Annotated in this window: 13 protein-coding genes; 6 read left to right on the top strand and 7 right to left on the bottom strand. The window is 64.0% G+C overall.

Features of this window, described 5'->3' with window-relative positions; genetic code table 11:
- Positions 1-5 precede the first annotated feature (5 nt).
- Together ACV17W_RS00665 and ACV17W_RS00660 are read right to left on the bottom strand one after the other, a co-directional pair.
- A complete protein-coding gene (locus ACV17W_RS00665) occupies positions 6-485 on the bottom strand; it encodes a nuclear transport factor 2 family protein (protein WP_462594542.1) in 480 nt (159 codons plus the stop codon).
- 27 nt (positions 486-512) lie between these two features.
- Entirely contained in the window at positions 513-1,145 is a 633-nt protein-coding gene (locus ACV17W_RS00660; RefSeq protein ID WP_462596416.1) for a TetR/AcrR family transcriptional regulator, read from the bottom strand.
- Positions 1,146-1,260: 115 nt separating this feature from the next.
- On the opposite strand from ACV17W_RS00660, the gene ACV17W_RS00655 reads away from it, so the two are divergent.
- On the top strand, positions 1,261-2,769 hold the full coding sequence (locus ACV17W_RS00655; protein ID WP_462594541.1) for a PAS domain S-box protein: 1,509 nt from the start codon (positions 1,261-1,263) through the stop codon (positions 2,767-2,769).
- Between the two features lie 19 nt (positions 2,770-2,788).
- Here ACV17W_RS00655 and ACV17W_RS00650 read toward each other — a convergent pair whose 3' ends face one another.
- The 5 genes from ACV17W_RS00650 to ACV17W_RS00630 form a co-directional block, all read right to left on the bottom strand.
- Complete coding sequence (locus ACV17W_RS00650) at positions 2,789-4,393, bottom strand: MFS transporter (RefSeq protein ID WP_462594540.1); 1,605 nt, start codon at positions 4,391-4,393, stop codon at positions 2,789-2,791.
- Positions 4,390-4,755 carry a DoxX family protein gene (locus ACV17W_RS00645; protein WP_462596415.1) on the bottom strand — a complete coding sequence of 122 codons (366 nt, stop codon included), beginning with the start codon at positions 4,753-4,755 and terminating at the stop codon, positions 4,390-4,392. The genes ACV17W_RS00650 and ACV17W_RS00645 overlap by 4 nt, the downstream gene beginning before the upstream one ends.
- 79 nt (positions 4,756-4,834) lie before the next feature.
- On the bottom strand, positions 4,835-6,730 hold the full coding sequence (locus ACV17W_RS00640; RefSeq protein WP_462594539.1) for an amidohydrolase: 1,896 nt from the start codon (positions 6,728-6,730) through the stop codon (positions 4,835-4,837).
- A 113-nt stretch (positions 6,731-6,843) separates the two neighbouring features.
- Entirely contained in the window at positions 6,844-7,104 is a 261-nt protein-coding gene (locus tag ACV17W_RS00635) for a XapX domain-containing protein (protein ID WP_462594538.1), read from the bottom strand.
- Between the two features lie 17 nt (positions 7,105-7,121).
- A complete protein-coding gene (locus tag ACV17W_RS00630; protein ID WP_462594537.1) occupies positions 7,122-7,808 on the bottom strand; it encodes a hydrolase in 687 nt (228 codons plus the stop codon).
- 314 nt (positions 7,809-8,122) lie between these two features.
- Between ACV17W_RS00630 and ACV17W_RS00625 the strand changes: the two genes are divergently transcribed.
- From ACV17W_RS00625 to ACV17W_RS00605, 5 genes are all read left to right on the top strand, one after another.
- On the top strand, positions 8,123-11,251 hold the full coding sequence (locus ACV17W_RS00625) for a sensor histidine kinase (protein ID WP_462594536.1): 3,129 nt from the start codon (positions 8,123-8,125) through the stop codon (positions 11,249-11,251).
- Positions 11,251-11,883, top strand: a complete 633-nt coding sequence (locus tag ACV17W_RS00620) for a response regulator (protein ID WP_462594535.1) — start codon at positions 11,251-11,253, stop codon at positions 11,881-11,883. The genes ACV17W_RS00625 and ACV17W_RS00620 overlap by 1 nt, the downstream gene beginning before the upstream one ends.
- Positions 11,884-12,030: 147 nt before the next feature.
- The gene (locus ACV17W_RS00615) at positions 12,031-12,633 is read left to right on the top strand and encodes a helix-turn-helix domain-containing protein (RefSeq protein ID WP_462594534.1); all 603 of its coding nucleotides are present in this window, start codon (positions 12,031-12,033) and stop codon (positions 12,631-12,633) included.
- Positions 12,617-13,060, top strand: coding sequence for a RidA family protein (locus ACV17W_RS00610; protein ID WP_462594533.1), 444 nt, complete (start codon positions 12,617-12,619; stop codon positions 13,058-13,060). The genes ACV17W_RS00615 and ACV17W_RS00610 overlap by 17 nt, the downstream gene beginning before the upstream one ends.
- A gap of 105 nt (positions 13,061-13,165) precedes the next feature.
- Positions 13,166-14,155, top strand: a complete 990-nt coding sequence (locus ACV17W_RS00605; RefSeq protein WP_462594532.1) for a zinc-dependent alcohol dehydrogenase family protein — start codon at positions 13,166-13,168, stop codon at positions 14,153-14,155.
- Positions 14,156-14,165: the final 10 nt, after the last annotated feature.

Genomic DNA, 14,165 nt, shown 5'->3' with positions numbered 1-14,165 from the left:
CCGCGTTACAGCCCCAGCTCGGTCAGGCCGGGATGGTCGTCGGGGCGCCGCCCAAGCGGCCAATGAAACTTGCGGTCCGCCGCCGTGATGGGCACGTCGTTGATCGACGCATAGCGGTTGCACATCAATCCGTCGGCGGTGAATTCCCAGTTCTCGTTGCCGTACGAGCGAAACCAGTTGCCGGAATCGTCATGCCACTCATAGGCGTACCTTACGGCGATTCGGCTCCCGCCATACGCCCATAGCTCTTTGATCAAGCGGTAGTCGAGCTCCCTGGCCCACTTGCGCGCCAGGAAAGCTCGGGCCTCGTCACGCCCGGTAATGAACTCCGCACGATTTCGCCACCGGGTTTGCGGGGTGTACGCAAGCGCCACCTTCGCGGGGTCGCGCGAGTTCCAGGCATCTTCGGCCAGCCTGACTTTCAGCCTGGCAGTCTCTTCGGTAAATGGGGGCGAGGGTGGGCGGGTGTGCTGGACCTCAGTCATGATGCTTTCCTTTTCAATAATCCGGACTCATGGATGGTCGGCCGGCGAGGCCTGCAGAAGCTTCTGCGCCGCGTCGCTGGCGGCCTGGGCAGCCTGAACCCCGCCGAAGATCAGCGCGTCGGCAATCGCGCCGTTGACCAGCATCAGCAGTTGCCGACCCAGGGCATCGGGGTCTGCGGCGCCATCGGCCCGCGCCAGGTCCTGCAGATAGGCCAGCAGACGCGCTTTATGCAGGCGCGCAATCTTGCGGATCTCGTTCCGGGGATCGCCGATTTCACCGGCTGCGTTCAAGAACGCGCACCCATGAAAATCGGGCGTACCGAACCAGGACTGCAATGCCGGAAAAACCGAAAGCAGGCGCGCGCGGGGCTCGGCAGCCGACGAGGTGGCGGCCACGAACCACGCCATCCAGCGTTCGTGGCGCCGTTGCAGAGCAGCAGCCACCAGCGCCTGCTTGGTGGGATATCGGCTGTAGATCTTCTTGCGCGCCACGCCCGAGCGCCGCACGATGGCATCCATGCCGGTGGAGTGGATGCCCCCCGAATAAATCAGTTGTTCGGTGGTGTCCAGCAGCGCCGAGTCGGGGTCGACGGCGTTCGCGGCCTGCATCATGGGCTTTTCGAGAATGATCGTTCTCACTACGATAGTGGGAACTGCCATCGGCGTCAAGTCACAGGCTCATCGCCACGAAGCGCGCACCGCGGGTGGATTTTCTAGTACTTTCGACTCTGCGGTCCCGGCGCGGCGTTTCGCACGCGCGGATTCGCGGAGGCGCATGAAACCACAGGCTACCGTCTTCACCCCAGAGCGTCGGCTGCTGCTGGACATCGTCAAGGGCCTGGTGGAAGGCATCATCCTGCTTGATACCGACCGCCACATCGCGTGGGCCAACGACACCGCCTTGTCCATGCACGGCGCGGCAAAACTGGCCGACTTGGGCGGCACCGCGGCAGGCTACCGCAAGCGTTATACGTTGCGCGATCTCGATCGGCGCAGGCTGGCCGCCCGGCAGTGTCCCATGGATCGCGCCCTCGCAGGCGAAACGTTCCAGGAGCTGGAAGTCGAAGTCAGCAGCAGGGACGACCCGGAGTTCCGGCGCGTTCATCAGGTCCGCAGCCTGGTACTGTCAGGTGCGGACGGGCAGCCGCAGGGCATGGTGCTCATACTGCTGGACATCACCCAGCGATACGCCGCCGAAGAGCGCTTCGAGCGTACCTTCAACGCCAACCCTGCCCCGGCGATAATCTGTTCGCTGATCGACATGCGCTTCGTGAAGGTCAACCCGGGATTTCTGCAAATGACCGGCTATCGCCGCCAGGACGTGCTGGGCAAGTCCTTGCGCGAACTGGACATCCTGGGCGATGCGGGTCGCACCGCGGAAACCCGCCAGAGGCTCAAAGAAGGCCGCACCATCCCCCAAATGGAATCGCAGGTGTCTCTGCCCGACGGCAGCAGCAATCGCGTGGTCGTGGCGGGTCAGCCCATAGAAATTGGCGACGACCTGCACCCCTGCATGCTGTTCACCTTCATCGACCTGCAGTCGCGCCAGCAGGCGGAAGACGCCCTGCGCCATAGTGAGGAACGGTTTTCCAAGGCGTTCCGGCTGGCCCCCGCTCCCATGTTGCTGAGCACGCCCGAGGGCGAGGTGCTGGAAGTGAACGACGCGTTCGTGACGGCCCTGGGCTTCACGATCGACGATCTGGCCCAGCATACCGGCACCTTGAGCAGGCTGTGCGTGCCACGCGAAGCCTATGACGCGGCACTGGCGCGCATCCTGCAGGACAACGGGCTGCGCAATCATGAAATTCGACTGCGCGCCCACGACGGCAGCGTGCTCGACTGCCTGCTCTCCGCCGAGCCCGTCACCATCCAGGGGCAGCGTTGCATACTGGCCGTTCTGCAGGACATCACAGAACGCAAGCGCAACGAAGCGGAGCTGATGGCGGCCATTGAAGCCGTCATGACCGACGCCTCTTGGTTCAGTCAGACCGTCATTGAAAAGCTGGCGCAGATCCGTCAACCCGACATACAGTCCAGGAACCACGCCGAGCTGGCCGACCTGACGGGACGCGAACGCGAGGTTCTCGAACTGATGTGCAATGGCCTGAGCGATGCCGACATCGCGCAAAAGCTCAAACTTTCACACCATACCGTGCGCAACCACGTGGCGTCGTTGTACAGCAAGCTCGACGTGCACCGACGCAGCGCCGCCATCATCTGGGCACGACAGCGCGGCATCGTGGGCAATATAAAGCCGCAACGGCGCGACGGGCCCGAAAAGTAAGCCGCGCCGCATGCCGGGCTCACACTGGCGAGCACGCGAGGTAATGCCTCACCAGCGGCCGCTGCTCGCCCTGATGAAACTGCAACACCTCTTGCTGGATGTCAGCGTCGGCCTTTGAAACTCGCCTGTGCTGGCGCAGATGCTCGGCCCACGACTCTACCTGGAACCATTCCAGCATCACGCTGGCGTCGGCGGAATCTTCCGCCACGCCCCAGGCATAGGCCCCATCACGCCTGCGTTCGCCGGACAACCTGGTCAGCGCGCGCAGAAAGGCAGGCCTGTCCTCGACGCGCACTCTGTACTCGATCTGGATCAGCACGGGACCCCGGTCCGATTCCACAGGCGTGGCCGTCAAGGGCTCGGGCCAATGATTAGACGGGACGAGATCGTCTTCGCCAGCAGGCAACTTGACACGGTGCGCGAACAGGCCGACCAGCACCAGCGCAACCGCGCTGGTCAGCAGGGTGAACGGCACGCCGATCGCCGTCGCCACCGCGCCCCAGCTGAGACTGCCTGCGGTCATGGCGCCATTGAACACGGTCAGGTAAACCGCCAGTGAACGGCCTCGCACCCAGTTCGGCAAGATGGCCTGCGCCACGCCGTTCAGGGTCGTCAGCGCAGTGATCCATGCGGCGCCCAATACCAGCAACATGGCCACGGCCAGGGCCTTCGGAGGAGCAAAGGCCAGGCCTCCCATGACGACGGCCGTCACCAGGGCGGACATCAGCAACAGCCCATCCGCGCTCAGCCGGTTGCGCAACCGCGGCAGGATCACCGCTCCGCCTACGGCGCCGAGGCCCACCGCCCCCAGCAGCATGCCGTAGAAATTGGCGCCGCCGTCCAGCAGCTGGCGGGTCACCAGGGGAAGCAGTGCCCAAACCGCGCTCGCCATGGCGAAAAACAGGAAGGCGCGCAGCAGCACGACGTGCAGTTCGCGGCTCGAACGCGCATAGCGCAGGCCGGCGCGGAAGGCGCCCGGAAACCGCTCGGAAAGCGGATCCGGCTCGGCCTGCGGCCTGCGCCACCAGACCAGGGCGGCAATCACGAACACGTAGGTGATCACGTCCACGCCGTATGTCAGCGCCGCCCCCAGTGTCGCCAGCAGAAAGCCGCCCAGCGCCGGTCCCACCGCGCGGGCAATGTTCACGCCCAGCGAATTCAGCGCGACGGCATCCTTCAGTTGCTTGCGGTCGACCAATTCGGGCACGATGGCCTGCCAGGTGGGCCCCATCAGCGCGGCTCCTATGCCGCCCAGGAACGTCAGCGCCACCAGGGAAGCCACCGTATGCATGTTGAACACTGACAGCAGCACCAGGCACACGCTGACACCGGCCAGCAGCAACTGAATGCCGATCAGCAACTTGCGACGATCCAGAATGTCGGAAAGCACCCCTGCGGGAATCGCCAGCAGGAAAACAGGCAGCGTCGCCGCCGCCTGCACCATCGATACAGCCACGGGCGAGGTGGACAGGTCCGTCATCAGCCAGGCACTGGCCACATCCCGGATAAAGCTTCCGGTGTTGCCGACGATCGTGGCCACCCACAACACGGCGAAAAGGCTTTGCTTCAAGGGAGCAAAGCCATTCGCCCGGGCCTGTGCCGGCCGGGACATTGGTTCGGTCATGGACGCCTCTCGTGCAGATCCAGCCAGGCCACGAGCAGGAAGCCGCCGACCAGGCCCAGGTGCTCATAGAACGCATTGGCGGCCATCCACCGGGCCTGCCCGGCGGGCATTTCCCAATAGCGCAGGGCGATGAACGTCGCCAGCAGCGTAAAGCCCGCCAGCGCGATGGCCCCCAGCCATCGCAGCCGCCCGGTCAGCACCATCGCCGACGCCCCCAATTCGAGCACGATGACCAGCACAGCGTAAAGCGATGCCGGCGCCAGCCCGAAGTGCGTCATTTCAGCGACTGCGCCAGGGAAATCCATCAGCTTGACGATCCCCCCTTGCAGGTATGCAGCGCACAAACCCAGATAGGCAACCATGCGGACAGCACGGCCGCCCAACCCGTTCTTCAGGGGTCCGGTCTGGGTTTGCTGCAGGGTGTTGAAAGTGCCCATGCCGCTACACCGCCCAGCACGCGCAACCCAGCGCGCCGAAGAAGCCCTGCAGGTCAGAGGTGGGCGCGTTCGAGGCCCACGCCCGGGCATGGTCGTGCCCGTGCAGACCGCAAGCCGCGGCGCAGCCGCAGGCTGCCATGGCGTGGTAGCGCGCTGCCTGCAGGGAGTTCCTTCCCGCACCCTCCGGATCGCCCCAGGCGCCATAGCCCTTGAACAGCCGCGTGGGCGACCAGTCTGGCATGGCCGGCGGTATGGGCCGGTCGTCGAGCGGTGCGAATTGATCGTCGGCGTAGACGACACGTCCCCCGACTACAGTCAGATGCGAGGTCAGGAAGGAGATCTCATCTTCGGGCACGTCAAAATAGCTCTTGCTCGGCACAATGAAGTCGGCGAACTGGCCTACCTGAATACGCCCTCGTTTGCCTTCCTCGTTCGAGAACCACGCCACGTTCTCTGTCCACATCCTGAGCGCCGTCTCGCGGTCAAGCAGGTTGCGGGCCGGGTACAGACGCAAGCCTCCCACCGTCTTGCCAGTGACCATCCACGACAGCGATACCCAAGGGTTATATGAGGCTACACGGGTCGCGTCGGTGCCGGCGGAGACTTTCACGCCCTTGTCGAGTATTTTCGCCACCGGCGGGGTCGCTTCGGCGGCTTTCGCCCCGTAGCGCTCCACAAAATATTCGCCCTGGTAGGCCATCCGATGCTGCACGGCGATCCCGCCTCCCAGCTCGGCGATTCGGTCGATGGACTTGTCGGAGATGGTCTCGGCATGATCGAAGAACCAATTGATACCGCGCAGCGGTATGTCCCGGTTCACCTTCTCGAATACGTCCAGGGCGCGCGATATGGTTTCGTCATAGGTGGCATGCAGCCGCCAGGGCCAGTTGTTCTGGGCCAGCACGCGCACCACTTCTTCCAGCTCGCCTTCCATCTCCGCGGGCAGGTCGGGCCGCGGCTGGCGGAAATCTTCGAAATCGGCCGCCGAAAACACCAGCATCTCTCCGGCGCCGTTATGCCGAAAGTAATCCGTGCCCTGCTTGTACTTGACGCTGCTCGTCCACTTGAGAAAGTCGTCTTTCTCTTCCTTGGGCTTTTGCGTAAACAGGTTATAGGCCAGACGTATGGTCATCTGATCTTCATCGGCCAGTTTCTGGATGACGGCATAGTCGTCCGGATAGTTCTGGAAGCCGCCGCCCGCATCTATCACGCCCGTCACGCCCAGCCGGTTCAGTTCGCGCATGAAGTGGCGCGTCGAATTGACCTGGTATTCAAAGGGAAGCTTCGGCCCCTTGGCCAGCGTGGCGTACAGAATCATGGCGTTCGGCTTGGCCAGTAGCAGCCCCGTGGGATTGCCGCTGCCATCGCGAATGAGTTCGCCCCCCGGAGGATTCGGGGTGTCTCTGGTATAGCCGACCGCACGCAGGGCGGCGCCGTTCAGCAGCGCGCGATCGTAGAGATGCAACAGAAATACCGGCGTATCCGGCGCAATCGCGTTGATCTCGTCAATCGTGGGCAGGCGCTTCTCGATAAACTGATGTTCGGTGAAGCCGCCCACCACGCGCACCCATTGCGGCGCCGGCGTAATCGCCACCTGGCGCCGCAGCATGTCCATGGCATCGGCCAGCGTGCGGACACCGTCCCAGCGCAGCTCCAGGTTGTAATTCAGCCCGCCGCGCACAACGTGCGTATGGTTGTCGTACAGGCCCGGCAGTACCTCTCGGCGCAGCAAGTCGACCAAGCGGGTGCGGGGTCTGCGCAGGGCCAGAATCTCGCTGTCACTGCCCACGGCTACAAATTTCCCGTCCGCGACGGCCACGGCGGTCGCGGCGGGATTGCCTCGATCCAGGGTAGTGATCCGGCCGTTGTAGAAAATGATGTCTGGGTGAACGTCAGCCACGGGGGTATCTCCTTTAAGCGTTGCACCTGCCAGGTTTGCGCCGCCGGACAAACCACTGAGGGCGGCGGCGGATGCGAGCTTGGTGGCCACGCCCAGTACGCTGCGGCGGCTCGTCAAATCACTTCCTTGCGGGTGGGCGTCCGGCCCGGCAGCTGGCCAAGCACGTGGTCGGTCGCCTGGGTCTCCGCGCAGGCCGTCGTGAACGCCGTGCCGGCCATCAGCCGCTTGCCCACCGGCACAATCTGCTCGCCCACCAGAATGCCGAGCAGTCCAATGAGGGCCACCAGGGGCGGCGCAGGAGAACGCACGCTGATCAGGCTATAGATCACGCCCACAAGCAGGCCCGCACCCAGGGAAAACAAATAGAGTTTCATCGCGCCGCCCCCGCTGGTTATCGTGTCGCGTGTTCCGGAGCCAGGGTCGGCCCATGGTTGCCGCGCTGCGGTGCCTTGTGCACCATGGTGTACGCGTAGTCCACGCCCATGCCGTACGCGCCCGAATGCTCCCTGACCAGGGCCATCAGCGCGTCGTAGGTGTCGCGGTTTTTCCAATCGCGCTGCCATTCAAGCGCCACTTGCTGCCAGGTGACCGGCACGACGCCAGCCTGTACCATGCGCATCATGGAATAATCATGGGCGGCCTGGCTGGTTCCTCCCGACGCGTCGGCTACCATGTAGATCTCGTAGTCGCCTTCCAGCATGGCGCTCAGGGCAAAAGTGTTGTTGCAGACCTCGGTCCACAGGCCGGACACCACGACCTTCTTGCGGCCGTTCTTCTTCAGGGCGTCGCGTACTTTCTGGTCGTCCCAGGAATTCATCGAAGTGCGTTCCAGGATCGGCGCCTCCGGAAAAACAGACAGCAGCTCCGGATACGTGTAGCCAGAAAAGCTCTCTGTTTCGACAGTCGTGATGATGGTGGGAATGTTGAAGATCTTGGCCGCCTTTGCCAGGCCCACCGTGTTGTTCTTCAATGTCTGCCGATCGATGCTTTGCACGCCGAACGCCATTTGCGGCTGCTGATCAATGAAGATGAGCTGGGAATTATCGGGGGTCAGGACTTCGAGCTTGGGGTTGGTCATTTTGGATCGCCTATAGAACTGGTTGGGCCGTATGGCGGTTTCTACTGCGTGAGCGCCTTTGGCACGGCCAGTGTCTTTCGTACCGCGACGCATTAATTGGACAATTCAACATTTATGGAACATTCGTGCCTTCGCGTGAATTGCCAGACCCCTAGGCCGCCCCCCAGACCGGGCGATCGGCTTTGTATACTCTCGCCGCATCCATCTCGCTGGCAGCCTGCGCGGCCGGCTCGGGCGGCAGGACGCCCCCGGTGCAGCCGGTCCGGAGCGCCGGAGCAAGGCCTCAACCTCGATCTGTTCTCGATCCCCGCCTGATGAGCGCTTCGAGCCCCATTTCGCTTTGTTCGTGCAAGCGAGCCCGGTCACGCCCCCTGGACCCCCTGGTGGCGTATGCGGCTCGCGTCGTCACTATGGTGCTGTTGCTTTGCTGCGCCGCGCCGCAGGCATCGGAATCGCGCCTGCACAGCTTCGAGCACCGGCGCTGGACCAACGCCGACAGCGCGCCAAGCCAGATAGGCGCGATGGCGCAGACGCGAGACGGGCACCTCTGGCTGGGTACGAACGATTCCCTGTATCGCTTCGATGGAGAGGCGTTCCGGCGCTATGAAACGCCCGAAGGCGAGACGCTCGGAATCGTCTCCGCGCTGAAGGCCGTGGACGGGGGGCTTTGGGTCGGCCTGCGAACGGGCGGCCTCAGCTTCATCACCGAGACCGGTATCAAACGCTATCCCCCCAGCTATCGGCTACCGCGCGGCGTCGTCTACGGCATCACCCAGGACCCTCGGGGCGCCATCTGGGCCGCCGCCAACGACGGACTGGCGCGATTCGACGGCCAGACATGGCAGCGTGTCGGCGCCGACTGGAATTTTCCCGGGCAGCACGCGCACGCCGTATTCGTCGACCGGGCAGGCACACTATGGGCCAGCAATGAAGAACGTCTGTTCTATCTTCCATCCGGGAGCAAGGCCTTCATCGACACCGGCATCGCGGTAGATCGGGTCAATCAGATTACCCAGTCGCCCGATGGCGCCCTCTGGCTGGCCGAGCGATATGGCGGAACGCTCAAGCGTATCGTCCAGCACGACCATCTGGCGGTCGAGGCCCTCAACGTCATCGAGGGCGCCAATACCCTGCTGTTCGACCGCAATGGCGGCATCTGGATCGGGACCAGCGCCGCCGGGATACGCCATGCGCCTGCACCACCGGGCAATGCGCCATGGCAGCTTCCGCGGCTGGATGCCACTCAGGATTTTTCATTGCGCGATGGCCTGAGCAGCGACGTCGTCCGTTCGTTGCTTGAAGACTCCGAGGGCAACATCTGGATAGGCACCAGCGCGGGGCTGGATCGCCTGCGCCACCGGGCTGCCATACTGGCCGACTTTCCGCCGCACGCCTTGAATTTTGCGCTGGCTCCCGGCGCCAACGGCAGCATCTTCGCGGGCACGAGCAACCTGCCGCTCTTGCGGCTCGACGGGGCGTCGCTGACCCAGCTCGCCGTTCCGCCGCCGATCCAGAGCGCCGTCACCACAACGGACGGCGCGACCTGGCTGGCGGGCAGCAACGGCGTTTGGCGCGTGCGCAACGACAACGTCGAACTGATGGCTCCTTTCCCCACCCCCGGAGAACCGGATTCGGCGGTGCGCGCCATGACTCTCGATCAATCGGGGCAGCCCTGGATCTCGATCAACCGCGCCGGGCTCTACCGCTTGCGCAACGGCCAGTGGCTCAAGCTCCCGCCCCCAAACGCCAACCCCGCCCAACGCATGCCGGTCAGCGCCAGCACTGACCGGACGGGCCGGCTGTGGTTCGGCTACCGCGACAATCTCATCATCACTTACGAGCGCAACAGAGACCGCGACGCAGGCACACGATGGGACAAAAGCGATGGATTGCAGGTCGGCCACGTCACCGCGATGCTGCACCAGGCCGACCGGACCTGGATCGGCGGCCAGCGCGGCCTGGCCTGGTTCGATGGCAAACGATTCCACAGCCTTCCGCTTCCGGACAACGGGCTGTTCGACAATATCTACGCCATCATCGCAACGCCCAGCAGCCCGCAGGACGGGGGCAACGCGTACGACCTGTGGCTGCACAGCAAGGGCGGCATCTTCCAGCTGGCGGCCGCCGAACTGCAGCGCGCGGTGAGAGACCCGGGGCATCTCGTCAGCTACCGCAGCCATGATCTCATGGGTGGGCTCGCCAACGACCCGCACCAGGTGCTGCCCATACCCACCGCCGTGCGGGGCACCGACGGGCGCCTATGGTTCAGCACCGCAGCGGGCGTCATCTCGATCGACCCTGCGCATTTCTACCACACCCATATCAGCGCCAGGCCGGTAATCGACGCTTTCACCGTCGATGGCCAGCAGTTTCCGCCGCTGAAGCCCGCTCGGCTGGATTCGCAACCCGAACGAATAGAGATTGCGTATTCCGCGCTGAACCTATCCGGCCACCCCGGCCTGCATTTCCACTATCAACTCGAAGGTGTCGACGCGGACTGGCAGCAGGTCGGGGCCGCACGCACGGCCGTCTACACCAACTTGGACGCCGGCGACTACCGTTTCCGGCTGCGCGCCACGAACCCGAACGGCCAGTTGAGTGCCGACGAGGCAGTACTGCACTTCAGCGTGCCGCCGGTTTTCTACCGCACACCCCTGTTTTTGCTGCTCTGCGGCTTTACCGCGGCCGCCAGCCTGTGGGCGCTCCATCGGTTCAAGATGCGGCGTTCGGCCGAAAAACTGAGGGCACGGCTCGAAGAACGCCATGCCGAGCGCGAGCGTATCGCACGCGAACTCCATGACACCCTGCTGCAAGGGGTGCACGGACTCATGCTGAATCTGCAGGCGGCCACCGAATCGCTGCCGCCCGAGCACCCCACCCGCGGCAAGATATCGAACGCCCTCGACCGTGCAGACCTGGTACTGATCGAAGCACGCGAGCGCCTGAACGAGTTGCGCGATGTGAATACGCCAGCCATCAACCTCAACGCCGCGCTGATTGCGCTCGCCGACGAACTCCAGGCCAATGGGGCAACGGCGTTCACGATTTGCAGCCGGGGGACACCGCGCCCTCTGCACCCAATTGTGGCCGAGGAAAGTTTCCGCATCGCGCGCGAGGCCGTCCTGAACGCCTTTCAGCATGCCAACGCCCTGAATGTCGAAGCACGGCTGACTTATACGCGCCAGTCCTTCCAATTGCGGGTGGCCGACGACGGTTCCGGCATCGACCCCCTGCACCTGCCTCCCAACACGCGTCCCGGCCACTGGGGCCTGCACGGCATGTTCGAACGCGCCCAGCACGTGGGCGGCAGACTGACCGCCGCACCGGGCACGCGTGGCGGCACGATCATCGAACTGACGGTACCCGCCTCGACGGCCTATCGGATACGCCGCTCCTACCTGATCGGATGGATCCGGTCACGCATCGGACTAGGAACCCCATAATGCAACCGCCGCCCACCCCCATTCGCGTCCTGATCGTGGACGACCATCCTCTGCTGCGCGAAGGCATCTGCGCGGTGCTCGAAACACAATCGGATATCTCCATGGTAGGCGAAGCAACCAATGGGCGTGAAGCCGTGCAGCAATATCGGGCATTGCGGCCGGATCTGACGCTGATGGATCTGCAGATGCCGTGCATGGACGGGGTCGAAGCGATACGGGCCATTCGGGCTGAAGACCCTCTCGCGCGCATCGCCGTCCTGACCACCTACCGCGGCGATGTGCGGGCCCTGAAGGCCATCAAGGCGGGAGCCGTCGGCTACCTGCTCAAGAGCACGCTGCGCAAAGAACTGCTGGATGCCATCCGCGCCATGGCGGCCGGCCGGCGGTATATACCGGCCGAGGTCGCCAATGAACTGGCTGCGCACCTGAGCCAGGAGCCCCTTACCCCCCGGGAACTGGAGGTTTTGCGCCGTGTCGCCATGGGCAAGCCGAATCGGCAGATCGCGGCTGAACTGGCGATTTCCGAAGAAACGATCAAGGGCTACCTGAAGAGCATCATGGAAAAAATGGGCGCGCAGAATCGGACCCACGCGGTCACCCTGGGCATTCAGCGCGGATTGATTACCGTATAACCCCCCTCTTTTTAGGGGGCGACTTCCCCCCCGGAGCAGTCTAACGCCCGACCTTCGCGCCCCCTACTATGAGCAGCAACAACAACGTTCACAGCTGCCGTAGCCTGAGGGGGCGCCATCATGCGGGTCATACAGGATCCAGTCGTATTGACGACGGGACACGAGGTCGATCACGAAGACAATCTGCGGACGCTGCTCGGCAGCGCGCTGGCCTGCCTGTCCACTGACCTGCACACCGCACGCTTGCACATTGGCCGCGCATGGGCGCTGCTGCAACATGAACAGGCATTGTCAAGACGCGGCTCGTGCCGGCTGGCCGGTTGGCAGGTCAGGCGCCTGCAGGACTACATCGACGCCCATCTGGACCGCCCCATCCGCACCGCCGAACTTGCGGCCGCACTCGATCTGAGCGTGAGCCACTTCAGCCACGTCTGCAAGAACACGTTCGGCATGACGCCCCTTGCCTACGTCTCCAGCCGCCGAATTCGATCCGCATGCCAGCGCATGTTGACGACAGACGCCACCTTGACCGCCATCGCGGTCGGCCACGGATTCTGCGACCAATCACACTTCATCCGTACCTTTCGCCGCCACATCGGCATCACTCCCCAGGCGTGGCGACGCCTGCGTGAATCCACGCAACGCGACACGGGCCAGGCGTCTGAGACAGAAGACGCCCCGCCAGGTTTCGAGCGCAAGCTCATTTCAGTGCCTGCACCAAGGAAAATCGACCATGTCCACCCCTGTTGAAAGAAAGCTGGGCTACCTGGGCGCGCCCTGGGAAGACGCGTATGGGTATCCCCAAGCCGTTCAGGTCGGCAACACCATATATGTGTCCGGCCAGCTGAGCCACGATAGCGAAGGCAACCTGGTGGGCCCCGCGCCTGTCGACGCGGCAGGCAACATCACCGACAGCGCCAACATGGAGCTGCAGATGCGCACCACCTATGCCAACGCTGCCAGGATCCTGTCCCAGTTCGGCGCCACCCTGGCCGATGTGGTCGATGAAGTGGTGTACGTCACGGACATGGACGCAGCCTTCGCGGTGGCCGGCGCGGTGCGCAAGGCCGCATACGGTACGCCCAAGCCCGCTTGCGCGAGCACCATCGCGGTCGCACCACGCCTGGCCTTCCGCGAGCAACTGGTGGAAATCAGCTTCACCGCCATTCTGAAGTAGCCGCCCTGCAGGGGCGACCAAAGGGGGCCGTGGGCATGCTTGCTGGCCTGGCGCCGCCGCAAGTCCCGTATATCCGATGTCCATCGGCCCAATCTGGAGAACACAATGAAAGCAGCTCTACTCAACTCGTTCGGCGGCCCAGCGTCGTTTGCGATTTGCGAAGTGCCCAAGCCTGTTCCGCGCGCGGGACAGGTGCTGGTTCGGGTCCACGCCACTTCCATCAACCCCCTGGACTACCAGGTTCGGCGCGGCGATTACGCCGATTACGTACCGCTGCCCGCCATTACCGGACACGACGTCTCGGGCGTTATCGAAGCAGTGGGACCGGGCGTGACACTCTTTTCGCCAGGAGACGAAGTCTGGTACACGCCGCAGATCTTCGACGGGCCCGGCAGTTATGCCGAGTACCACGTGGCTGCCGAGAGCATCGTCGGCATGAAGCCGCCGTCGCTCAGCCACCTCGAGGCGGCATGCCTGACGCTGGTGGGCGGCACGGCGTGGGAGGCGCTGGTCGTCCGCGCCGGGCTGCGCGTGGGAGAAAGCATTCTCATACACGGAGGCGCGGGCGGAGTCGGGCACGTCGCGATCCAGTTGGCGAAAGCCATGGGCGCGAGGGTCTTCACCACCGCCCGGGAGGCGCAGTTCGATTTCATACGGAACCTGGGTGCAGACGTTCTCATCGACTATCAGACAGACGATTATGTCGCCGTCGTCAATCGGGAAACGGATGGACGCGGGGTCGACGTCGTGTTCGACACCATCGGTGGCGATACCTTGTCGAAAAGCCCCGAGGCACTCGCGCAATTGGGCCGTGTCGTCACGATCGTGGACACCGCCCACCCGCAGAACGTCCTGCAGGCCTGGGGCAAGAACGCCAGCTTCCATTTCGTCTTCACCCGACAGAATCGCGGCAAGCTGGATGAACTGAGTGCGCTGGTGGCGCGCGGCCAGCTGCGACCGCATGTCGGGGCCGTCTATCCACTGGTCGACATCGCCGAAGCCCATGCCCGACTGGAAACCCCGAACAACGGACTGTTCGGGAAGATTGCGGTGGCCGTGGATCCCTCGGCGCTACCCGCCAATCCGGCTGTTTGATCATCGCTCC

This window comes from Bordetella sp. MIP270_01_BMS (genome assembly GCF_054958705.1).
This window is presented reverse-complemented; position numbering and strand designations above follow the sequence as displayed.